This is a genomic window from Arthrobacter sp. StoSoilA2 (genome assembly GCF_019977195.1).
Lineage (GTDB): Bacteria > Actinomycetota > Actinomycetes > Actinomycetales > Micrococcaceae > Arthrobacter.
In genome coordinates this window covers 3,925,592-3,945,746 of record NZ_AP024643.1, presented here as the reverse complement: position 1 = coordinate 3,945,746, position 20,155 = coordinate 3,925,592, and the positions used below count along the sequence as shown (strand labels likewise).

General features: G+C 62.5%; 24 protein-coding genes. 14 read left to right on the top strand and 10 right to left on the bottom strand.

Going from position 1 to position 20,155, the window contains the following annotated elements:
* Positions 1-23 precede the first annotated feature (23 nt).
* From LDN82_RS17925 to LDN82_RS17900, 6 genes are all read left to right on the top strand, one after another.
* Positions 24-695, top strand: a complete 672-nt coding sequence (locus LDN82_RS17925; protein ID WP_224165275.1) for a rhamnogalacturonan acetylesterase — start codon at positions 24-26, stop codon at positions 693-695.
* On the top strand, positions 692-1,369 hold the full coding sequence (locus tag LDN82_RS17920; protein ID WP_224165274.1) for a DUF1961 family protein: 678 nt from the start codon (positions 692-694) through the stop codon (positions 1,367-1,369). The genes LDN82_RS17925 and LDN82_RS17920 overlap by 4 nt, the downstream gene beginning before the upstream one ends.
* Before the next feature lie 50 nt (positions 1,370-1,419).
* Positions 1,420-2,442, top strand: coding sequence for an acetylxylan esterase (locus LDN82_RS17915; protein WP_224165273.1), 1,023 nt, complete (start codon positions 1,420-1,422; stop codon positions 2,440-2,442).
* A gap of 219 nt (positions 2,443-2,661) precedes the next feature.
* The gene (locus tag LDN82_RS17910; RefSeq protein ID WP_224165272.1) at positions 2,662-3,819 is read left to right on the top strand and encodes a 3-deoxy-7-phosphoheptulonate synthase; all 1,158 of its coding nucleotides are present in this window, start codon (positions 2,662-2,664) and stop codon (positions 3,817-3,819) included.
* A 151-nt stretch (positions 3,820-3,970) separates the two neighbouring features.
* Positions 3,971-4,183 (top strand): helix-turn-helix domain-containing protein, encoded by a 213-nt coding sequence (locus tag LDN82_RS17905; protein ID WP_017199160.1) that lies wholly within the window; start codon positions 3,971-3,973, stop codon positions 4,181-4,183.
* Between the two features lie 171 nt (positions 4,184-4,354).
* Positions 4,355-4,453 carry an AURKAIP1/COX24 domain-containing protein gene (locus LDN82_RS17900; RefSeq protein WP_003792170.1) on the top strand — a complete coding sequence of 33 codons (99 nt, stop codon included), beginning with the start codon at positions 4,355-4,357 and terminating at the stop codon, positions 4,451-4,453.
* Positions 4,454-4,704: 251 nt separating this feature from the next.
* Here the strand turns inward: LDN82_RS17900 and LDN82_RS17895 are convergent, their stop codons facing one another.
* A complete protein-coding gene (locus tag LDN82_RS17895; RefSeq protein ID WP_224165271.1) occupies positions 4,705-5,670 on the bottom strand; it encodes a DUF559 domain-containing protein in 966 nt (321 codons plus the stop codon).
* A 183-nt stretch (positions 5,671-5,853) separates the two neighbouring features.
* Positions 5,854-6,669 (bottom strand): HAD-IB family hydrolase, encoded by an 816-nt coding sequence (locus LDN82_RS17890; protein ID WP_224088781.1) that lies wholly within the window; start codon positions 6,667-6,669, stop codon positions 5,854-5,856.
* Positions 6,670-6,802: 133 nt separating this feature from the next.
* Between LDN82_RS17890 and LDN82_RS17885 the strand changes: the two genes are divergently transcribed.
* Positions 6,803-7,057 carry a glutaredoxin family protein gene (locus LDN82_RS17885; protein ID WP_224088780.1) on the top strand — a complete coding sequence of 85 codons (255 nt, stop codon included), beginning with the start codon at positions 6,803-6,805 and terminating at the stop codon, positions 7,055-7,057.
* A gap of 83 nt (positions 7,058-7,140) precedes the next feature.
* Positions 7,141-7,848 (top strand): redox-sensing transcriptional repressor Rex, encoded by a 708-nt coding sequence (locus LDN82_RS17880; RefSeq protein ID WP_224088779.1) that lies wholly within the window; start codon positions 7,141-7,143, stop codon positions 7,846-7,848.
* Positions 7,849-7,890: 42 nt separating this feature from the next.
* On the opposite strand, the gene LDN82_RS17875 is transcribed toward LDN82_RS17880, so the two are convergent.
* The 3 genes from LDN82_RS17875 to LDN82_RS17865 all read right to left on the bottom strand — a co-directional run bounded on the left by LDN82_RS17875 (position 7,891) and on the right by LDN82_RS17865 (position 10,473).
* Positions 7,891-8,766, bottom strand: a complete 876-nt coding sequence (locus tag LDN82_RS17875) for a hypothetical protein (protein WP_224165270.1) — start codon at positions 8,764-8,766, stop codon at positions 7,891-7,893.
* 263 nt (positions 8,767-9,029) lie between these two features.
* Positions 9,030-9,728 carry a hypothetical protein gene (locus tag LDN82_RS17870; RefSeq protein ID WP_224165269.1) on the bottom strand — a complete coding sequence of 233 codons (699 nt, stop codon included), beginning with the start codon at positions 9,726-9,728 and terminating at the stop codon, positions 9,030-9,032.
* Positions 9,729-9,921: 193 nt separating this feature from the next.
* The gene (locus LDN82_RS17865; protein WP_224167567.1) at positions 9,922-10,473 is read right to left on the bottom strand and encodes a YceI family protein; all 552 of its coding nucleotides are present in this window, start codon (positions 10,471-10,473) and stop codon (positions 9,922-9,924) included.
* Between the two features lie 215 nt (positions 10,474-10,688).
* Between LDN82_RS17865 and LDN82_RS17860 the strand changes: the two genes are divergently transcribed.
* The 5 genes from LDN82_RS17860 to ccsB are packed head-to-tail and all read left to right on the top strand — an operon-like array spanning position 10,689 to position 15,510.
* Positions 10,689-11,354 carry a histidine phosphatase family protein gene (locus LDN82_RS17860; RefSeq protein WP_224088776.1) on the top strand — a complete coding sequence of 222 codons (666 nt, stop codon included), beginning with the start codon at positions 10,689-10,691 and terminating at the stop codon, positions 11,352-11,354.
* 4 nt (positions 11,355-11,358) lie between these two features.
* Positions 11,359-11,964 carry a TlpA disulfide reductase family protein gene (locus LDN82_RS17855; RefSeq protein WP_224165268.1) on the top strand — a complete coding sequence of 202 codons (606 nt, stop codon included), beginning with the start codon at positions 11,359-11,361 and terminating at the stop codon, positions 11,962-11,964.
* A gap of 5 nt (positions 11,965-11,969) precedes the next feature.
* The gene (locus LDN82_RS17850) at positions 11,970-12,725 is read left to right on the top strand and encodes a cytochrome c biogenesis protein CcdA (protein WP_224088774.1); all 756 of its coding nucleotides are present in this window, start codon (positions 11,970-11,972) and stop codon (positions 12,723-12,725) included.
* Positions 12,725-14,443, top strand: a complete 1,719-nt coding sequence (locus LDN82_RS17845) for a cytochrome c biogenesis protein ResB (RefSeq protein ID WP_224165267.1) — start codon at positions 12,725-12,727, stop codon at positions 14,441-14,443. Before LDN82_RS17850 ends, LDN82_RS17845 begins: the two co-directional genes overlap by 1 nt.
* Positions 14,443-15,510, top strand: a complete 1,068-nt coding sequence (gene ccsB, locus LDN82_RS17840) for a c-type cytochrome biogenesis protein CcsB (RefSeq protein WP_224165266.1) — start codon at positions 14,443-14,445, stop codon at positions 15,508-15,510. Before LDN82_RS17845 ends, ccsB begins: the two co-directional genes overlap by 1 nt.
* Positions 15,511-15,541: 31 nt before the next feature.
* Here ccsB and LDN82_RS17835 read toward each other — a convergent pair whose 3' ends face one another.
* Together LDN82_RS17835 and LDN82_RS17830 are read right to left on the bottom strand one after the other, a co-directional pair.
* A complete protein-coding gene (locus tag LDN82_RS17835) occupies positions 15,542-16,204 on the bottom strand; it encodes a hypothetical protein (protein WP_224165265.1) in 663 nt (220 codons plus the stop codon).
* A 5-nt stretch (positions 16,205-16,209) separates the two neighbouring features.
* Positions 16,210-16,653 carry a PLD nuclease N-terminal domain-containing protein gene (locus tag LDN82_RS17830; RefSeq protein ID WP_224165264.1) on the bottom strand — a complete coding sequence of 148 codons (444 nt, stop codon included), beginning with the start codon at positions 16,651-16,653 and terminating at the stop codon, positions 16,210-16,212.
* Between the two features lie 87 nt (positions 16,654-16,740).
* On the opposite strand from LDN82_RS17830, the gene LDN82_RS17825 reads away from it, so the two are divergent.
* On the top strand, positions 16,741-17,052 hold the full coding sequence (locus LDN82_RS17825; protein ID WP_224167566.1) for a DUF4229 domain-containing protein: 312 nt from the start codon (positions 16,741-16,743) through the stop codon (positions 17,050-17,052).
* A gap of 24 nt (positions 17,053-17,076) precedes the next feature.
* Here the strand turns inward: LDN82_RS17825 and LDN82_RS17820 are convergent, their stop codons facing one another.
* From LDN82_RS17820 to LDN82_RS17810, 3 genes are read right to left on the bottom strand one after another with little or no spacing between them, the layout of a single operon-like run.
* Positions 17,077-17,958 (bottom strand): 1,4-dihydroxy-2-naphthoate polyprenyltransferase, encoded by an 882-nt coding sequence (locus tag LDN82_RS17820; RefSeq protein ID WP_224088765.1) that lies wholly within the window; start codon positions 17,956-17,958, stop codon positions 17,077-17,079.
* Positions 17,959-18,018: 60 nt separating this feature from the next.
* A complete protein-coding gene (locus tag LDN82_RS17815) occupies positions 18,019-19,158 on the bottom strand; it encodes an AMP-binding protein (RefSeq protein ID WP_224165263.1) in 1,140 nt (379 codons plus the stop codon).
* A 9-nt stretch (positions 19,159-19,167) separates the two neighbouring features.
* Positions 19,168-20,118, bottom strand: coding sequence for a 1,4-dihydroxy-2-naphthoyl-CoA synthase (locus LDN82_RS17810; protein WP_224088761.1), 951 nt, complete (start codon positions 20,116-20,118; stop codon positions 19,168-19,170).
* Between the last annotated feature and the right edge of the window lie 37 nt (positions 20,119-20,155).

Below are 20,155 nucleotides of genomic sequence, written 5' to 3'. Positions count from 1 at the left end.
AGCTCCTTGATGAAAGGAAAATCATGAAAATCCTCCTCGCGGGCGACTCCACTGTGGCAGCCTGCCCCAGCTACGAATACCCGATGAGCGGTTGGGGAGCCCACCTCGCGCCCGAAACCTATTGGTGGGCTGCGGTGCACAACTATGCCAAGGGCGGTGCCACTACAAAGTCGTTCCGCGATGAAGGCCTCTGGTATCAGCTGCTGGACCAGACCGTTAAGGGCGACCTCGTGCTGATCCAGTTCGGGCACAACGACCAAAAGCGCGGGCATCTCGCTGCCCGAACGGGCTACACGGAGAACCTGAAGCGGATGGTGGCCGATGTCCGTTCCAAGGGCGGCATTCCCATTCTGTGTACACCGGTGGAACGCCGGAACTTCCTGGATGGAACGCTGCAGCAGACGCTGGGTGACTATCCCGCCGTCGTGCGTGAACTTGGCATGGAGCTGGGGCTGGACGTCATCGACCTCAACCAGTGGACCCGCGCGCTGTACCAGGAACTGGGGGAGGAGGGGTCCAAAGAGCTGTTCTTCCACTTCGCTCCCGGCGAGCATGCGCACTGGGCTGGCGGCCTTGAGGACAACACGCACTTCCATGAGACGGGTGCGCGCCGGGTTGCGGTGTACGTCGCGGAGCAGCTCGAAGCGCTCGGCTATGGGTTGGCTGCCACCCTCAAAGCTGGAGTGGGCGCTTGATCTACTCCAACCCCTTGCGGGGTCCTTCGGATATCGCTGGTTGGGTCGCCGAAGGGCCGGTCCAGTTCGGAGTGTACGACGACGGCGGCCCGGATTTGGGCGGCGACGGAACCAGGGCGCTGGTTCTGTCGGGCTCCCTTGACCCAGAGGAACACGGAGACCATGCCCACTGGACCCTCTGGTGCCCTGAGGAAATCCCGGACCATGCCCGGATCGGATGGGAGTTCCTTCCGCTTGAGGAACCAGGCCTGGCCATGGTGTTCTTCTCCGCGCGGGGGCACGATGGCAAGGATCTGTTCTCCGCTTCGCTGGCACCGCGGACCGGTTACTATCCGCAGTACCACTCGGGGGATATTGATACGCTCCACATCTCCTACTTCCGCCACAAATACGCCGCGGAGCGTGCCTTCAGGACGTGCAACCTGCGCAAAAGTGCCGGCTTCGAACTTGTAGCGCAGGGAGCGGACCCGCTTCCTCCAGCTGAAGATGCAGGCGGCTTTTATCGGATGGAAGTCATCAAAGCTGGTCCCCGTGTGGCCTTTTCGATTAACGATTTGCCCCTCTTCGACTGGGTGGACACCGGCCAGGAACTCCTGGGCGGCGGCTACTTTGGAATCCGCCAAATGGCCCCTCTACGGGCGGCTTACCGAAACCTCTTGATCACTCCCTTGTAAGTCCCCGTCCTGGTGACCGGCGACACAACCCTATGACGTAGGATGTCCTCATGCCTCTCTTTGACCTGCCCCTTGAGCAGCTCCGTAACTACACCTCCAGCGCCGTTCCGCCTACTGATTTCGACGCTTTCTGGGAGCGCACCCTCGCCGAGGCCCGGGCCTTGCCCCTGAATGCTGCGTTTGAGCCGGTGGACAACTACCTCAGCGTCATGGACACGTACGACGTCACGTACTCCGGCTTCGGGGGAGACCGCATCAAGGGCTGGCTCCACGTTCCGTCGCACCTTGAGCCAGGGCAGCAGCTTCCCGTTGTCGTGGAGTACATCGGCTACTCCGGCGGACGCGGACTGGTCAACCAGAACACCCGGTGGGCGCAGGCTGGATACGCCCACTTCATCATGGACACCCGCGGCCAGGGCTACGGGGGCGTATCCGGTGACACCCCGGATCCACATCCGTCAGCCGGCGGCATCAGCTATGCAGGCCTGATGACCCGGGGAGCCGGCCATCAGGACGATTACTACTTCCGCCGGGTCTACGTGGACGCCTTCCGTGCGGTAGAAGCGGCGCAGAGCCATCCCGCCGTCGACCCTTCCAAAGTGGTGCTGGCCGGTATCAGCCAAGGAGGTGGCATTACGGTGGCGGCCGCCGGCCTGATGGCCGGAAGGCTCGACGGCGTGATCGCCGCGCTGCCCGACGTCCCCTTCCTGCAGGACTTTCCCCGTGCGATCGACATCGCGCCTCGTGGGCCATACCCGGAAATTGCCGGCTTCCTGGGGCGGCACCGCGACAAGTATGAGCCCATGCTTGCCGTGCTGAATTACTTTGACGGCGTGCATCTCGGCCGGGCAGCCACAGTGCCTGCCCTCTTCTCAGCAGCCCAGATGGACGATATTTGCCCGCCCTCAACCGTGTTTGCAAGCTTCAACAACTACGGCGCTGGAAACCCGGCTTCGGGCGGAGATGCGCCCGCCAAGGACATCGAGGTCTACCGCTTCAATAACCACGAGGGCGGCCAGGAACACCACTGGATCAAGCAGCTCCAGTTCCTCCGCAAACTTTTGTCATCATGACGGACCCAATTTGCCCGGTTTGACGAACCGCGGTTATGGTGTGGCTATGACTAAGCGTTGGTATGCGTATTTTTCGTTGGCTCTGGAGGGGCCCGCGTCTAACTGACACGCATCCAACTTTCCTTCAGAGCCAGCAGGGCAGAGATTATTCTCTGCCCTTCGCCATATCCGGCGGGTTCTGAAAAGGGGCCCGCTCCGCATCCGGAACAGGACCCAGAAATGACCAGCATCGCTGCAGAATCCACCGAGACACTCGATAACGAGGCACTCCCCGCTGCCGGGAAAGCTTCCCAGCCCGCCACCTCCAACTTGCGGGTAGCCCGCTTCGAGCCCCTTCCGGCCCCTCAGGACCTCATCGCCGAGCTGCCGCTGGACGCCCGCTCAGCTGCCGTCGTCGACCGTGGGCGGGATGAAGTCCGGGCCATCATGGACGGCGTGGACGACCGCCTGCTGGTCATCGTCGGGCCTTGCTCCATCCACGATCCCAAGGCCGGCCTGGAATACGCGCGTCGACTGGTCAGCCAGGCGGAGAAGCACAAGGAAGACCTGCTGATCGTCATGCGGACCTACTTCGAGAAGCCCCGCACCACAGTCGGTTGGAAGGGCCTCATCAACGATCCCCACCTGGACGGCAGCCACGATATTGCCGCCGGCCTGCGGGCAGCCCGCGGCTTCCTCAAGCAGGTCACCGCGCTTGGACTGCCCACCGCCACGGAATTCCTGGAACCTATCAGCCCCCAGTACATGGCGGACCTCGTCTCCTGGGGTGCCATCGGCGCCCGCACCACGGAAAGCCAGATCCACCGCCAGCTCGCCTCCGGGCTGTCCATGCCCATCGGCTTCAAGAACGGAACCGACGGCGACCTCCAGGTGGCCATTGATGCCTGTGGCGCCTCGGCGGCTGAGCAGGCTTTCCTCGGAATCGACGACGACGGCCGGGCGGCTCTCGTGGCCACGTCCGGCAACCCGGACACCCACGTGATCCTGCGCGGCGGCCGCAAGGGCCCCAACTACTCGCAGGAAGACGTTGCCGCTGCCTCCGCCAAGCTCGCCGCCAAGGGACTGAACCCACGCCTGATCGTGGACGCCAGCCACGCCAACAGCGGCAAGAGCCACCACCGCCAGGCCGAGGTTGCCTTGGAAATCGGTGCGCAGCTTGAAACCGGTTCTTCTTCTCCTGTTGCCGGCGTGATGCTGGAAAGCTTCCTGGTGGGCGGGGCGCAGAACCTCGACGTCGCCAAGCAGTTGGCTGGTGAGCAGGAACTGGTCTACGGCCAGAGCGTGACGGATGCTTGCATGGAATGGGACGTCACTGCTTCAGTGCTGGAGCAGCTCGCTGCGTCGGCCCGGAAGCGCCGGCTGGTTCCGGGGGAGTAGCCGGGGAGTAGAGTCCCACTTACCGGAAATGCTTTCACATTGGTCACTTCAGCCTCTAGAGTATCTAGCACATGGTTGTTTGATGGCTCAGCATCGGCACACCGTTCTACTGGGGGTGTCCTGTCCAGCTGAGAGCAAAGGAATATGGGAAATGTCCGCGGAGACTAACTTCTCGAATGCGCGTTTCATGACTGTGGCTGAAGTAGCCGACGTCCTGCGTGTTTCCAAAATGACTGTGTATCGCCTGGTCCACTCAGGGGAAATGCCTGCCGTCAGGTTTGGCCGCTCCTTCCGGGTGCCTGAAGAAGCCGTGGCCCAGTACCTCAAGGGTGCTGTGGTCGACGGACAATCGGAGACCGCCTGAGGGCGCCGGAGTCCGTCCCGCGGACCGTGGTCACGGGGTGCCCCTTTGAAGCGGTACTCTGTTAAGGAACGTTTTACGTCAATGTAAGAATCTGTCAGTTGTACTGTCTGCTGCTAGTCCGCGGATCCGTTCCAACAGACAGGACCTTCATCTAGTTTGTAAGGAACTTTCGTGGGTTCAGTTATTAAGAAGCGCCGCAAGCGTATGGCCAAGAAGAAGCACCGCAAGCTGCTTCGCAAGACTCGCCACCAGCGCCGCAATAAGAAGTAGAGATACTTCACCAAGCGTGAATGCCCGTTGCCTCCAAGGCGGCGGGCATTTTTGCTCTCTCACATCGTGACGCGTTTCGCCGGATGTTCTCTCACTTCCTGGCCTGTTTGGCGGGATGTTCTCTCACTTCCTGGCCTGTTTCGCCGAATGCTCTCTCACTTCCTGACCCGTTTGGCGTGATGTTCTCTCACATCCTGACCTGTTTGGCCGAATGCTCTCTCACATCCTGACCTGTTTGGCGTGATGCTCTCTCACATCGCGTTCCTGGCAAACCCCGACGCAACGGATGGATCCATCCATGCAGTCCGCAGGGCCCTCTTGATCTGCCGAACGGCATTGCCGAAGTTGTCCGCCTGGTCCTCTTTTCCAAAGACAAGGACAGTCCAACCGGCTGCTCTGAAGGCCTTATCCCTGTGCCGATCGCTATGCATCTGCTCCTCCTCAAGGTGATGGCCGCCGTCGTACTGGATCGCGAGGCGACGGGCCTTGAAACCCAAGTCCGCTGAGGGCGAGAAGGGGTCGTTCGCGCGCAGCATCACCTGAAGCTGAGGTTCCGGCAAATTGGCATCAAGCATGGCCATACGTAGCAAAGTCTCTGGAGCCGAGTCGGCCCCGACGCGCATAAGGTCCAGGGCTTGCCGTGCACGGACTACGCCTTGGCGGTTTTTGTGTCGCTCGACGATGCTCCCGAGCTCCTCAGCAGTAGCAAACGGTGCATCGCGCCCCTCAAACTCGGGCCGCGGAATGCGGATCAACTGATCTGCCACGCATACGAGGTCATGAAGGGGGAGACGACGCGCCAAATCCAGCCATGTTCGGGCTCGAGTGCTCATCCAAATCCCTTGGACTTGCTCAATCTCTCCCTCGAAGTGCTTTTCCGTGTGCCCGATGATGCCCTTGCGCCGAACAGATGGCAGATGTCGGGGTTTGCTCAAATGCAGTTCATTGGAATCCGAAAGCCACGCTGGCAAGACAAAACCATAGAGCCTGGCGGCAGTTGTGTGGGAGATCCAAGCGCCAGGGCTGGCTGAGGAAAGGGAACGGGCGGCTGCCGGAAGGTCGAAATCCCAATCGCTTGGCCGGTACAAGCCACGGCTAACGGGAAGAATGTTGCTGCTGCGCCAAATGGCAGCGGGGTTGATGCCCGCTGCTTTGGCTTCGTTCAGGCTGAAAGGCCGCAAGATCGGGCTGGACGGGTTGAGTAGCGAATTCTGCATACCCGCATTGTTTCTTGGAAGCGGCAAAGCGTGCAGAAGTTATCCACAGGCAGACCAGTGCTAATGGAGGATGAGAGAGCGGAACGGTGGAAACGCGTTGGGATGTGAGAGCGGAACGGTGGAAACGCGTTGGGATGTGAGAGCGGAACGGTGGAAACGCGTTGGGATGTGAGAGCGGAACAGCTAGCGGGGACCACGGAACTTTGAGAACCCACGCCACAATCCGTAAATGGCTCCGCCGACGGTTGCGGCCTTAAGTCCTAGGGTTGCTGCACGGCGTCCGGAGCGGAAGTCGTATACAGGCCAGTTGTTGTCGCGGGCATGCCGGCGCAGCTTGGAGTCGGGGTTGATCACCACGGGGTGACCCACCATAGTCAGCAGCGGGATGTCATTGGCAGAGTCGCTGTAAGCCCAGCAGTGTTCCAAGTCCAAGCCTTCTTGATCAGCTATGAGTTGGACGGCGATGGCCTTGGCCGGCCCGTGCAGGATGTCACCCACAAGCTTGCCGGTATACATTCCGTCATGGACCTCGCCCACGGTCCCCAGCGCGCCCGTCAGTCCGAGCCTTGTGGAGATGACTGTGGCAACCTCAATGGGGGTGGCCGTCACTAACCACACCCGTCGGCCTACACGAAGGTGCTGCTCCGCGAGTGCCTTGGTTCCGGGCCAGATCCGTGACTCGATCATTTCGTCATAGACTTCTTCGCCGAGGGCTTTGATGTCCTCCACGGTTATCCCGGCAGCCAGAGTCAGGGCCGAGTCGCGCACCGCATGGACGTCGTCCATATTCTCGCCACGCATGACAAATTTGAACTGCTTCCACGCGAAGCCAGCCGCCTGGGACAGGGTGAATGCCTTGCGTTCGTACATCTTGCGGGCCACGTGGAAGAGGCTCGCGCCCTTCATCAAGGTGTTGTCGACGTCGAAGAAAGCGGCTTCGCCGGTGTGCTGTGGCACCTTGGCGTCGGCGACCACGGCGGCGTTCTTCTCGTCGGGCATGCCTTGAGTCTAGTCAATCGCCCGGCCCCGGCGTTGAGGGCGCACGGTGGGCGACCGCCGGGGTGGATGTGAGAGAGGGATGGCCGGGGAGGGGGTGGATGTGAGAGAGCGTTGGGGCGGTTACCGTTGTGTCATGGCTATTCCCGACGTCGTCCTCCTCACCAAAGCTGACTGCCACCTGTGCACGGAGGCACGTGCCGCCGTCGAGCGCGTTACCTCGGCACTGGGCATCCAGTGGACCGAGCAGGCAATCGACGGAAAGGCAGAACTGCAGGAGCGTTACGCGGAGGAAATTCCAGTGGTGCTGGTGGATGGGGTCCAGCGCGACTTTTGGAAGATCGACGAGCAGCGCTTGACACGTACATTGAAAAAAGTTCTCGAAGGCTGAGGACCACGGGACTCTGTTACCCGGAAGTACCGGCTTTTGTTGAGTCCGCCCAAGGGCCATAGAGTGGAACAACAAGCGACGCAATGGAGAAAACCGTGACTGCGCTGGAACCGTCCCCGGGGGCAACAAGCGGGGACAACGAACCTGCCGCCAAGCAGATCCCGCCCGCGGCTGTGGCCCGGATGACTCTCTATTTGCGCGCGCTCAACTCGCTCCTGGCAGAAGGCGTGGAACGTGTGTCATCGGACGCGTTGGCCGAGGCTTCAGGCGTCAGCTCCTCCACGCTCCGCAAGGACCTCTCCTACGTGGGCTCGTACGGGACCCGCGGGGTGGGCTACGAAGTCCAGTACCTGAGCCGTCACATTGCTGCAGCCCTGGGCCTGACGCACGACTGGAAGGTCGCAATTGTCGGTGCCGGTAACCTCGGCAAGGCGCTGGCGCGGTATGGCGGCTTCGAGTCCCGGGGATTCGACGTCGTGGCTATCTTCGACGCAGACCCCATGGTGATCGGCAACGAGGTGGGTTGGTTGCGGGTCAGCGATTCAGCGGAACTTGAACGTGTCCTGGAACGCACCCACACCAACATGGTGGTGCTGGCATTGCCCGCCACAGTGGCCCAGGAAGTCTGTGATCGCGTCATCGCTGCCGGAATCCGGAGCATCCTGAGCTTTGCTCCGGTTCTCCTGCAGGTTCCGCCGCACGTGAACCTCCGCAAGGTGGATATGGCCACCGAGCTGCAGATCCTGGCGTACCACGCACAACGGGCGCAGACACCGGGTCAGGCTGTCTAGCCTTTCCGGGTCCGCGCCCGCTGTGGAACGAACTGCCGTGGTTTAGCGGCCGTACGGGTTCTGGTAAGGGTTGGCGAAAGGCTGCGGCTTACGGAAATAGGGAGCCGACGCCGGCAGGTACAGCAGGACGATTGCGGCCACTCCCAGCAGGATCACCAAGAGCTGCAGGATGCCATACGTAGCACCGAACTGGAACAGTCCGGCGAGGCCGAGGACGGAGATCGCCGCGAAGACGGTGCCCAGGATCCTGGCCCAGTTCTTGCCCTTGCGGACCGGGAATGCAACCAAGGCGTAGAGGCCCAGGGACACGATGGCCCCAATGATGGCGGCAACGACGATACCGCCACGCATGCCTTCCAGGGAGCCTTCCGGGAATTCAGTGCCCTGCTGTGCAGCCTGCTGGATCATCGAGTTGATGAAGGCATCCGAGCCGGTGGTGGCCAGGATCAGCGAGCTGATGGCGGACAGGATGCCCGCTGCGATGATCATCCAGAAGGAGATGTTGACCAGCGGGGGAACCGTAGCAGGCCCTGGCTGCTGGCTGGGCCAGTTGGTGTCCTGCCCGTATTGCGGGGCCTGCTGACCGTAGGGAGACGGCTGCTGGCCGTACGGCGACTGCTGGCCAAACTGCGGCGACTGCTGACCAAACTGGGGAGCCTGCTGACCATATTGGGGAGCCGGGGGTTGGCCATATTGGGGAGCAGCCGGGGACTGCTGACCGTACTGCGGAGCGCTCGGCTGCTGACCATATTGGGGAGTCTGCTGGCCGTACTGCGGTGCCGACGGCTGACCGTACTGTGGCATGGATGGCTGGCCCGGCTGCTCAGGCTTGTTGGCGTCGCCCTTGTTATCACCTGTGTTGGGATCGCCCGGTTTGGCGTCCCCGGCGTTGGACGGCGGGTATGGAGGGTTGCTCATGGCATTCCTTTGCTTGTTCGACTGCTGGTACGGCTGCCGGGATCAGCAAAAAGACCCTGCCCCCAGCCTGGTTCTGCTTCCACCGTACCTCCGGGGTCCGGTGCTGCGGTTGATCACACGCAGGAATTTCCTGCTTCAGATGAAATCATCACGATGGCGTACGCCTTCATGATGAAGGCCGTGGTGGTCGAATGGACCACCACGGCCTTGTGCACCTGTCAGGGCGGCTTGGATGAGCGCCCGACGGCGGTACTTCAGGCAGGTTAGACGGCGCCCTTTACTGCCTTGAACCACAGCTGCGAGTTCGGCAGCCACATCAGTACAACGGCCACCGCGCTGACCAGGAAACCGAACCAGTTGCCACCCAGGCCTGCACCGGGTCCGCCGGCGTTGATGGAGCCGAAGATGGCGAGCAACAGGGAAACTGCGGCAAGGACGGTGAGGGCGAGGCGTGCCCATTCCTTGCCTTCCTTCATCTTCATGGCAAGGACTATCTGGGCGGCTGCAACAGCAAGGCTGATGATCAGGAGAACCAGCAGGAGTGCGGCAACTCCCGGCATGAAAGCGAACGCTGCGATGATGGCGAAAAGCCCGATGAGGCCAAACAGGAGGCCCAGGAGTCCCGAGATGACCCAAATGAAGTACGACACTTTGAGCTCGGTGGGCAGGCCCATGGTCTTGAAGAGGCCCGAGAAACCACCTTGGGGAAGGATGTCATTGAAGTTGCGGGGGCCGTCGGTGGGCATTTCGAAGTGGAAACCGCCCGCCTGTCCGGGCTGGCCTGGCCCGGGCTGCGAGTACTGGCCAGGCTGCGAATACTGACCTGGTTGCGACGGCGGCTGGTAGCCCTGGGGTGGTTGGTAACCCTGCGGTGGTTGGTAACCCGCAGGAGGAACATTGCCGGGCTGCGGAGGCTGGGCGCCGGGCTGCTGAGGCTGTGGTGCTTCGTCTGGGTTACTCATGGCATCACTTTAGACCGCAGGTTGAGGGATGCATAGGAAATTCGGAGCTGCCGCGCAGTGAACTACAGGGTGTTTGCCGAATAATCGCAGGGTGACGAATGAGTATGCGAAACGGCGCCCCCACAGCGGAACTGTGACGGGGCGCCGTTTACTCGGGACTGCTGTACGAGTTCCCGTGCAAGCTGCTGTGGATCTAGGCAGCTGCCGGTGCGATGAACGCGAGTTCCAGGTTGATGACAACCTTGTCGCTGACCAGGACGCCACCGGCCTCAAGCACGGCGTTCCAGGTCAGGCCGAAGTCCTTGCGGCTGATGGTAGTTTCGCCGGAGACGCCTGCACGGGTGTTGCCGAAGGGATCCACTGCGACGCCGTTGAATTCGGTTTCGATGGAAACTTCCTCGGTGACTCCCTTGATGGTGAGATCGCCCACAAGATCGAAGCCGTCGCCGTTTGCCTTGACGTGGCGGGAGACGAAGGTGATCTCCGGGTACTTCTCCACATCGAAGAAGTCTTCGCCCTTGACGTGGCCGTCGCGGTTGACGTCGCCGGAGTCAAAGCTGGCGGTCCGGATGGTTGCGTTGACCTTGGAGTCCGTCAGCGTCTCGCCGACTTCGAGGGTTGCTTCGGCATCCTTGAAGACGCCGCGGACCTTGCTGATACCTGCGTGGCGGACGGTGAAGCCGATCTCGCTGTGAGAAGCGTCGAGGGTCCAGATGCCGGTGGTGACGTTGGCGGGAAGGGTCATCATGATGTTTCTCCTGTATGTAGTGGAAGGTACCGCTTGCTTGCCCGGCGGACTGGTTGATGCATTTACTTGAAACGTCAACCGAGCTTCGTGTCTAGTATAAACATGCATATGCATCTTTTATTCCAACTCCACGGAACATTTTGAGAAAACTTTGAGTTCTACTGACGGTAGAAGATTTCGGATCGCCCCGCTTCTTTGAGAAACTGGTAAACATGCCCCAAGCAACTGTCCATCTGCTTCGCCATGGCGAGGTCCATAATCCCGATGGCGTCCTCTATGGCCGGCTGCCTGAATTCCATCTCTCCGAGCGGGGCCGGGAGATGGCCCGCATGCTGGCCGAGCACTTCACCGTCCGCGCAAACGAGGGTGCCAGGATTGTCCACTTGGTCGCCTCGCCGCTCACGCGCGCCCAGGAAACGGCAATGCCCACTGCCGAGGCGCTCCATCTCGATATCCATACAGACCCCAGGATCATCGAAGCAGAGAACCACTTCGAGGGACTCCACCCCACGCGCAGCGAATTCCTGAAGCCCAAGCACTGGCTCTATTTCCGGAACCCCCTGCGCCCGTCCTGGGGCGAGCCCTACAAAGAGCAGGCCGCACGCGTCATGGCTGCCGTTGAAGATGCGCGTGTCAAGGCGATCGAACTGGGTGGCGACGGCGCGGAAGCGATCCTCGTCAGCCATCAGCTTCCCATCTGGTCCACCCGCCTGTCCGCCGAGGGCCGCCGGCTGGCGCACGACCCCCGTAAGCGTGAGTGCACCTTGACCTCCCTGACATCCCTGGTCCTGGACGAGGACGGCAGGATTGTGCGGGTCGAATACAGCGAACCTGCTGCCGTGCTCCTTCCCGGTGCAGCAAGCACTCCGGGGGCGTAGGCACATGGACAACAACGTTTCGCGTCGCGGCGTGCTCACAGCCGGTGGTGTCCTGTTGGCAGGACTTACCATGGGCCTGTCGGCCTGCGCCCAGAAGGACTCCCTCGCAGAGCAGGCCCGAAAAGGCGACAACAAGAACTACGTGGCCGGGGATGGTTCCGTCACCGAGTTCGCCAAAGCCGACCGTGCTGCACCGGTGGCGCTCAAGGGGACACTCTTCAATGGGGAGACGGTCAAGCCCGAAGACCTCAAGGGTAAAGTCACGGTCTTGAACTTCTGGTTCGCGGCCTGTGCCCCGTGTCGCGTCGAAGCTCCCCAGCTTGAAGCCCTGCACCAGGACTTCAAGGACCAAGGCGTTCAATTCTTCGGCGTTAACCTGCGTGACGAGAAAGCCACCGCAGAGGCCTTCGACAAGACCTTCAACCTCACCTACCCGAGCTTCAACGACAAAGACGGGGCTGTGCTCCTGTCTGTGTCCGGAATCGTGCCTCCCGGCGCGGTGCCCACCACATTGGTCCTGGACAAGGAAGGCAAAGTTGCCTCCCGCGTCCTCGGCGAAATCGAGAAAAGCACGTTGAAGGCCCTCATTACGTCCGCAGTGGCTGAGTAGTACCCATGAACAGTCCTTTCGCCGAGACGATCCTGAATGGATCACTGCTGCTTGCCGTGCCGGTTGCGCTGCTGGCCGGACTCGTCTCGTTCCTTTCGCCGTGCGTGCTGCCGCTCGTCCCCGGCTACCTTGGCTACGTCACGGGACTGACCGGCGTCGACCTCCAAAAGCAGCGGCGCGGCCGCATGCTGGCAGGTATTGGGCTGTTTGTGCTGGGCTTTTCGGTGATCTTTGTCCTCCTGGGCGGTGCGTTTGGGCAGCTCGGGACCCTACTGACAGGCCCGCAGAACGCCTGGATCACCCAAGTGCTGGGCATTCTGGTCATCCTCATGGGCGTCGTCTTCATGGGTGGCTTTGGTTGGCTGCAGCGCGACGCCAAAATCCATGCCAAGCCTCCGGCCGGCCTGTGGGGCGCGCCGCTGCTGGGGCTGACGTTCGGTCTGGGGTGGGCTCCATGCATCGGGCCCACATACTCCGCGGTACAGTTGCTGAGTTTGTCCGGCGGATCGTCGGCGGCAAAGGGTGCGCTCCTGGCCTTCGTTTACAGCCTTGGCCTGGGTATCCCGTTCCTCCTGATCGCCCTTGCCGTCCGGCGGGGCATGGGCGTCATGTCCTTCTTCCGGACGCACCGCCTGGCGATCCAGCGGTTTGGTGGAGGCATCCTGATTTTGCTCGGCATCCTGATGGCCACCGGTGTGTGGGGAACCTGGGTGACCGAGTTGCAGTACTGGTTCCAAACCGATGTGAAGTTGCCAATCTGATGAGCGAGTCCGTGAAAGCCAAGAAGAAGTCACCACCCGCTGAAAGCACGAACACGAAGACAGCGGAAGGAAAACTCCAGCAGGCCAAGTCCGAGGCCGCGCTGCCCTCCCTGGGTATCCTGGGCATGCTTCGGTGGGCTTGGACCCAGCTGACGAGCATGCGGACGGCATTGTTCCTGCTGCTCCTGTTGGCTGTGGGCGCGGTGCCGGGGTCCCTGTTCCCGCAACGCCCTGCAAACCCCGCGGTTGTCACCCAGTACATCAAGGACAACCCGTCCTACGGGCAGCTGCTCGACGCCCTGCAGCTTTATGACGTGTACTCGTCGGCCTGGTTCTCGGCCATTTACATCCTGCTGTTCATCTCCCTGATCGGTTGCGTCACCCCGCGGGCCATCGCCCACTACAAGGCGATGAAGTCGCAGCCGCCGCGCACCCCCAAGCGCCTTTCGCGACTGCCGGAGTACGGCACCTTGGCGCTGCCCGCCGACGCCGGGATCCCGGCGTCGAAGGCTATCAACGATGCCGCCGGACTGCTCAAAAGGCGCGGCTACCGCGTGGAAGTCAGGGACGTCGACGGCGACCTCCCGTCCTTGGGTGCCGAGCGCGGCTTCCTGAAGGAAGTCGGCAACCTGGTCTTCCACACTTCACTGATCGGCGTGCTGGTTTCCGTGGCTATCGGCGGCCTGTTCGGCTACAGCGGCCAGCGGATCCTGGTAGAAGGCGAGACGTTCGTCAATACTTTGGTGGGCTACGACCAATTCACGCCGGGCACCAACTTCCAGAGCAGTTGGCTCCAGCCCTACTCCATTCGGTTGGACAAGTTCGAGGCCACCTTCGATCGCGAATCGCCGAAGAAGATCGGCCAGCCCATCGACTACACCGCTGAGGTCACCACCAAGGAAAATCCGGATTCGCCGGCGAAGAAGGAAATCCTCAAGGTCAACGACCCCATCACACTGGGCGGCACCAGCCTGTACCTCACGGGAAACGGCTACGCCCCCGTAGTGACTGTCCGCGACGGCGAGGGCAACATCGCGTTCCAGGGGCCGGTCACAGCCAAGGTCCAAGGCGACAACTACTACTCATCCGTGGTCATCAAGGTGCCGGACGGCAAACCGGACCAGCTGGCGTTCCAAGGCTTCTTCCTGCCCACGGCCTTCAAGTCCGATGAGGGCATCTCCTTCAGCGCAAGTCCTGAACTCTTCAACCCACAGTTGAGCCTTGACTCCTACTACGGCGACCTCGGCCTGGACAAGGGCGTGCCGCAGAACGTGTTCGAGCTGGACGTCAGGGACCTCACGCAGCTCAACGGCCGGAAACTTGAAGCCGGCGGAATCACGCTTGCCCCAGGAATGACGAAAACACTGCCGGACGGCAAAGGCAGCATCAGCTTCGACGGCGTCAAGAAGTACATCGGCGTAGACGTCCACCACAACCCCGGGCAGCTGTACGCCTTGATCTTCGGCCTACTCGCCGTTGCCGGCCTGGTGACTTCGCTCTACGTCAACCGCCGCCGTGTCTGGGTCCGCACGGGAACCCACCAGGACGGCCGCACCATGGTGGAATATGGCCTGCTGGCGCGAGGCGAAGACCACCGGCTCGCGGGCGAAGCAGCAGCCCTCCGCGAACTCTTTACCCGGGAATGGCAGATCTCCTCTGACTCCGGCAACCCGGCAGCAACCCCCACAGTCTCTTCCCCAACCTCGAAGGACCAGTAATGCCCGTCATCAACGAAACCCTGGGCCAGTACAGCGAGCTGTTCATGCTGCTGGCCGCCGGCACGTACACCGTGGCGTTTATCGCGTTTGCCTGGGACCTGGCCAAGAGCAGCAAGGCGCTGCGTGCAATCGACTTGAAGGCTGCCGCCAGCTCTCCTTCAGAGAAGGTGGCGGTGGCCGCTGGTCGCGCCAGCGGACGCTTGGGAGGGACCGACGCCGGTGGGCCGGCTGGCCGTGCCGAGCGTCCGACGTCGGGCCTCACCATCGAGGGTGGCACAGCGGCCGGTGACATGAAGTACTCAGCCGAACGGCGTGTGCCTGCCCGGGTGGCTGTGGCACTTACAGTACTGGGCGTACTCATTCATGGTGCGGGCGTTGTGACCCGTGCACTGGGCGCAGGCCGGGTGCCGTGGGGCAACATGTACGAATTCCTCACCACCGGTGCATTCGTCGCCGTGGCAGTCTTCCTGATCGTGCTCATCCGCCGTGACCTGCGGTTCCTGGGTACGTTCGTCATCGGCCTGGCCATCATCATGCTGGTGGCTGCTTCGGTATCGTTCTGGACGCCGGTGGGCCACCTGGTCCCGGCCCTGCAGAGTTACTGGCTGATCATCCACGTCTCCATCGCGGTCCTCTCCTCGGCCCTGTTTACTTTGACCTTCGCCATGTCCGCGCTGCAGTTGGTTCAGTCGTACCGGCAGAAGAACCTGGCCGCCGGCCGGGCGGACAATCTTGGCTTCATGCGGGTGGTTCCGAACGCGCTGAGCCTGGAAAACCTGTCCTACCGCATCAACGCGATCGCCTTCATCGGCTGGACGTTCACCCTCATGTTCGGTGCCATCTGGGCTGAGAAGGCCTGGGGCAGGTTCTGGGGCTGGGACCCCAAGGAAGTGTGGACGTTCGTCATTTGGGTGGTCTACGCCGGATACCTTCACGCCCGGGCTACCCGTGGTTGGACTGGAACCCGCGCAGCGTGGTTGTCGATCGTTGGCTACGCCTGCGTGATCATCAACTTCACACTGGTGAACACCGTCTTCAACGGCCTGCACTCGTACTCCGGGCTCTAAGCCGTGCTCGGGCTCTAAGCCGCGGAACGCCTTAGATTTCCGTCGCGCGCCGGCGTCCGCTTATCAGCCACGCCGTGGTGGAGGGCAGGAACAACAGGATCAGGCCTGCTGCAGCCAGGACGTACTGCACGGCAAGCAGCACAGTGGACAGGATGCCTTCGCTTCCCGGCGCGACGACGAAATCGGCCGTGATCACTGTGACCACGGCGTGCAGGAGCGCCACCGGTGCCAGCAGCCAGCGCGCCCAGCTGCGGCGTTTGAAGGCCACAGCCAGCAGGACCGCTTCCATCGCGACCACCAGCGCAAGCATGGCCAGGCTTCCCAGGAACACGACGGCGGTTGCTCCCTCGATTGCCTGGGCGTCGCCGTCGGGGAGCTTTCCCGCGATAACGTCCTGGAGACGATCCAGGTGCGAATCGCGGGCAAGGAAACTGGTGACGACTACTGCGGTTCCTGCGGCAAAGCTGGCTACCCACAACCACCTGGACAGCAGCGCCGGGCCTGGTGGCCGCACGACGGCGTCGCCGGGTGCGGTTTCGACGGGTGCGGTAGAAGAGCCGGGCGGGGTAGGCGCGCCGGGTGGGGGAGGAGACAGGGAAACGCCGGAGCTGGCCTGCGGCGTGGACGGTGGTGGCCCGCCGATGGGTGACGCGGTAGTAGAAGACTGCCGTGATCCATCAGCTTGCCGGGCCATGTTCCCTACTTCAGTTCGTCGGTGCCATGGGTATCCGGCTCGCCGCGTTTGGCATCGCCGGACTTGTACCCGGGGGCTTTATTGCCCTGGCTGCCCTCCTGGCCATCAGTACCATTGAGCTTTCGCTCTTTGGCTTCCAGCTCTGCCTTGAGCTTCTTGAGGCGCTCTTCTTCGGCGGTGTTCCGGCGGCGGGTTTCGAGGTTGCGGAGGAACTCGGGATCGTCATCCGGGGCGGTGGGGTGGCGGCGGATGGGCTGCGCCGAGGGCTTGCCGTAGGGCCTGCCGAAGATGAACCAGAGGACTGCACCCAGGAGGGGCAGGACGATCATGACCACGATCCAGGCGGGCTTGGAGATGCCGCGTGTGTATCTGCCATCGGTACGTATCACGTCCACGAGGGCGTAGACGAAGATAACAAGGACGACGACGACGCCAACAACCCGGAGCATGCACCAAGTCTAGTCGCCGGAAGGCATTCACTGGACGCCCGGCTCCGGCTGTGATCAGAGTGCAACCATCCGGGCGGCTAAACTTGGATAGTGGCTTTCCTGAAGTATTCCCTCATCCGTTTGGCGCTGTTCGTGCCGCTGTTCATCCTGTTCGCCCTTTTGCAGGTGGGCTGGATCCTGGCGGTGGTCTTCGCGGGGCTGATCGCGTTCGCCATCAGTTACCTCTTCTTCCAGAAACAGCGCGACGCCGCCACTGCGGCCATCCGGGACCGTATTTCCGGCCGGGCCAAGCCCATTCGCACCGCTGGTGAAGTTGAGGACGCCGAGGCGGAGGATGGCCTGGTGGAGCAGAACCCGGACATTGCCGTCAACAACGACAAACGCCCGGGTTCCAAGTAGCTTTCGTTACAGAAGCTCAGAAGCTCAGAAGCCCCGGCTCAGGATCAGCCCCAGCGAGAACAGCAGGCTGTAGCCGAGGTTGATCAGTCCGGTCTGCTTGAGCACGGGAATGAGGCTCTTGCGCTTCTTGCCGTTGACCATGAGCCAGGCGGGCATCAGGCAGGCGGGGATCAGCAGGAGAACGATCAACATCCACGGCTTGGTGGGTGCCAGCACAATCACCAGCAGGATGGCGACGGCCAGCATCAATACGTAGCTCTCGCGGGCGTGCCTGTCTCCAAGACGCACGGCCAGGGTGCGTTTGCCTGCCGCTGTGTCTGTGGGAATATCCCGGACGTTGTTGGCCATGAGCAGGGCGCAGGCGATGAGTCCAGTGCCGATCGCGCCGATGACTGCTGCAAGGCTGACCTGTCCGGCCTGGGTGTAGGTTGTGCCGAGCGTTGCTACCAGTCCGAAGAACACGAAGACGAAGACGTCGCCCAAGCCAAGGTAGCCGTAGGGGTTTTTGCCGCCCGTGTAGCCCCAGGCCGCCAGGACGCAACCGAGGCCCACCAGGATCAGCCACCAGGTCTGGGTGATGATGACCAGGATCAGCCCGCACACCATGGCCGCGCCGAACAGTCCAAAGGCCGCCCACTTCACTTGCTCGGGCTTGGCGAGCCTTGAACCAACCAGGCGCAGCGGCCCTACCCGGTCCTCGTCCGTCCCGCGGATGCCGTCCGAGTAGTCATTGGCGTAATTGACACCTACTTGGAGGAGGAGCGCCACGAGCGCCGCCAGGATCGCATTCGGCAGCCGGAAAGCATGGAGCTCGTACGCCGCTGCCGAACCGATCAGTACGGGCGCGATTGCCGCGGGCAGTGTGCGGAGCCGGGCTCCTTGAATCCATTGTGCAGCTGTCGCCACGTGTAGTACCTCGTGTATTTCGCGTTGATCTTTGGTCGGAGTCATGAGGGCAGAACGTGTCTATTGTCCCTGATGCACGGCGGAAAGCTGTTCGATCATGGCCAGCCGGTCCGGTTTTCCGTTGGGCAGCATCAGCAATTCCTTCCTGGCGACCACAGTCTTGGGGGCCAGAACTCCCAATGCTGCTTCGCGGCGGGCCGTGAAGCCCTTAAGCCCTTCCGGCGAGGGGTCGGACATGGCCACGTAGGCTGCCACGGCCTGGCCCCATTCTCGCGACGGTACGCCCGCGACGAAAGCCGCAGTGACGCCGTCGAGCTCTTCCAGTTTGCTTTGGATATACCCGGCAGAGGCCTTGACGCCGCCGCTGATGATGACGTCGTCGGCGCGGCCCAGGACAGTGAGCTTGCCGTCACCGGCAACTTCGCCGAGGTCGCCCGTGACGAACCAACGCACGCCGTCTTCCTCGAGGAACGCGGCCTTTGTGGCCCGCGGGGCGTCAAGGTAGCCCGCCGCCACGGTGTCGCCGCCCAGCAGGATGCGGCCTTCCAGTTCGCCCTCGCCGATGCGGACCTCGACGCCGTCCAGCGGCTCGCCGTCGTACACGCACCCGCCGCACGTCTCGGCTGATCCGTAGGTGGTCACCACCTTGAGGCCCTCGGCATGGGCGGCGGAAAGGAGTTCAGCCGAAGCGGGCGCGCCGCCCAGCAGGATGGCATTGAAGCGGCGCAGCACGGCAAGGGTTTCCGGTGCGGGGGAGTCCAGGAGCCGCTGCAGCTGGGTGGGGACCAGCGACGTAAAGCGGATCTTGTCCGTCAGTTCCCCCGCCGCAGCGGTGAATGCCTCGGGCGTGAAGCCGTTCGACTGGTCCATCACCCAGGGCCGCGTGCCTGCGTAGAGCGAGCGGACCAGGACCTGGACGCCGGCCACATACTGCAAGGGCAGTGCCAGCAGCCATTGGCCTTCGCCGCGCAATGCCATGGCCGTGGCCACGGAGGAGGCCGCCAGGGCATCCACAGTAAGGACGGTGGCCTTCGGTGTCCCGGTGGAGCCGGAGGTCCGCACCACCACCGCGGCCTCTTCCACGCCGGTCTCTACCGGAACGGCTTCCGGCCGCCCGTCCTCGTGAACCACGATTTCGACGGCGGGACCCTCGCCATGCAGGGCAGCAGCCAGTGCTTTGAGTACGGGATCGATGTCCACAGGGGAGTCCTAGAAGTAGTAGGGGAAGTTGGACCAGTCGGGGTCGCGTTTCTGGAGGAAGGCTTCCTTGCCCTCCACGGCCTCGTCCGTCATGTAGGCCAGCCGTGTGGCTTCACCGGCGAAGACCTGCTGCCCGGCCAGGCCGTCATCGGCCAGGTTGAAGGCGAACTTCAGCATGCGGATGGCCTGGGGGGATTGGCGGGCGATATCAGCCGCGTACTCCAGTGCGACCTCCTCCAGCCGCGCGTGGTCCACGGCCTCGTTCACGGCTCCCATCCGGACCATGTCCTCGGCGGAGTATTCGCGGGCCAGGAAGAAGATCTCCCGCGCGGCTTTCTGCCCTATCTGGCGGGCCAGCAGCGCAGAGCCGTATCCGGCGTCGAAACTTCCCACGGTGGCGTCAGTCTGCTTGAACTTGCCGTGTTCGCGGGAGGCGATAGTGAGATCGCTGACCACGTGGAGGGAATGACCGCCGCCGGCTGCCCAACCGTTGACGACGGCGATGACCACCTTGGGCATGGTCCGCATGAGCCGCTGGACTTCCAGGATGTGGAGGCGTCCGGCGCGTGCGGGATCGATGGTTTCCTGGGTGTCTCCTTGGGCGTAGCGGTAGCCGTCCCGGCCACGGATCCGCTGGTCGCCGCCAGAACAGAACGAGTGCCCGCCGTCCTTTTCCGACGGTCCGTTGCCCGTGAGCAGCACGGTGGCAACGTCAGGAGACATGCGCGCGTGGTCCATGGCCCGGTAAAGCTCGTCCACAGTGCCCGGACGGAAGGCGTTGCGGACCTCGGGGCGGTTGAAGGCGATACGTACAGTGGGGAGGTCCTTGATCGTGCCGTCGCTGGAACGCTCAACTTGCCGGTGGTACGTCATGTCCTTGAAGTCGTCGAAGCCGGAAACGGTGCGCCAGCGTGAGGGGTCAAAGATGTCGGAAACCTTGGCAGGGAGTTGGTTGTTCACAGTCCGAGTCTAGTAATGGCCTCGGCTGATGCAGAAC